Consider the following 1,210-nt stretch of genomic DNA (forward strand, 5'->3'; position numbering starts at 1 on the left):
TAACAAAGAACTGAGTTAAAAAACAAGTCTTTTTAGCCTAATTTAGAAATGAAGTTTTCATCGTATGGTCTTCCTGATTTTGTTATAGCAAATGCCTGTTTTAATAATTTATTTGCTACTGCTATTAATGCTAATTTTTTACTCTTTCCTTTGTTCACTAATCGTTCATAAATCTCTCTACAAGCCTTATTGTGTTTACAGGCCGAAAAAGCACATAGAAATAGTAAATTTCTTAACTTTTTGTTACCAATCTTACTTATCCTACTTCGCCCTCTAACACTACTTCCTGATTCTCGTATGGTTGGAGTAATACCAACATAACTACATAGCTGTGATGCCGTTTCAAACTTCTTAAATCCATCGGTTACTACTATTAAAAACAATGCCGTCTTTACACCCAAGCCCGGGATACTCTTTAATAATGTAAGTTGATGTTGCTGGTCTTGTTTTACTAACGCTAACAATCGAGATTCTAAGACATCCAATTCTTTGTTTAAATGCTTTAAATTTCGCTTTAAAGAGCTATAAACAAACTTTGATGGAACACCCAATACCTCCTCGCCTTTTAGCTTATTCTTTGTCGCTGTTCTGTGTTTTAAATAATTGTCTAATAATCTAAACAATTGTAAACACTCACTCTGAACTTCTGTTAAAGCATTATACAATGGAACATCATTCATCTGTCCATACTCACATATTAATTTTGCATCACTCTTATCGGTCTTTACCTTGGCTAGCTTCATCTGTATAAAACGCTTTACTGACAAAGGATTTACTACAGATACTGCTACGCCTTTTTTATGCAAATACTGTGCTAATCGATAGTGATAATAACCTGTGGCTTCCATAACAACTAAAGCGTCGTTAGCTAGGTGTTTTACTAATGATTTAAAACCTTTCTCGTCATTCTTAAATTCAATATGGCCTTGGGTATTACCGTAAACATCGAAGACATCTTTACTAATATCAATACCATAAATTTCTTTATATTTATACATAAAAAATGAAATTTGGAAAGAACGAGCTACCACTGTTTCAACAACTTGAAATCGAGGTCTAAGCCTCACAGAACTGAACGAAATAAGAGTAGTAAAAAAGAGAGGATTATCTATGTTGTCGAAGTCTAAGCTTCACCGTGTATCATAACCTTAATTCTCTCTTTTGTTCTTTCTGATTATTTATACTAAAAGTTAAGCATTGTAAACTTAAG

General features: G+C 32.8%; 1 protein-coding gene. It reads right to left on the minus strand.

The window, feature by feature from the left end; translation table 11 throughout:
* Positions 1-32: 32 nt before the first annotated feature.
* Positions 33-998 carry an IS110 family transposase gene (locus Q0975_RS28325; RefSeq protein WP_299444352.1) on the minus strand — a complete coding sequence of 322 codons (966 nt, stop codon included), beginning with the start codon at positions 996-998 and terminating at the stop codon, positions 33-35.
* Between the last annotated feature and the right edge of the window lie 212 nt (positions 999-1,210).

Source organism: uncultured Aquimarina sp., assembly GCF_947500065.1.
GTDB lineage: Bacteria > Bacteroidota > Bacteroidia > Flavobacteriales > Flavobacteriaceae > Aquimarina.

Bases quoted from the DNA above. Each gene is read 5' to 3' on its own strand.
- Q0975_RS28325 (WP_299444352.1), bottom strand. From the start codon at position 998: ATGTATAAATATAAAGAAATTTATGGTATTGATATTAGTAAAGATGTC.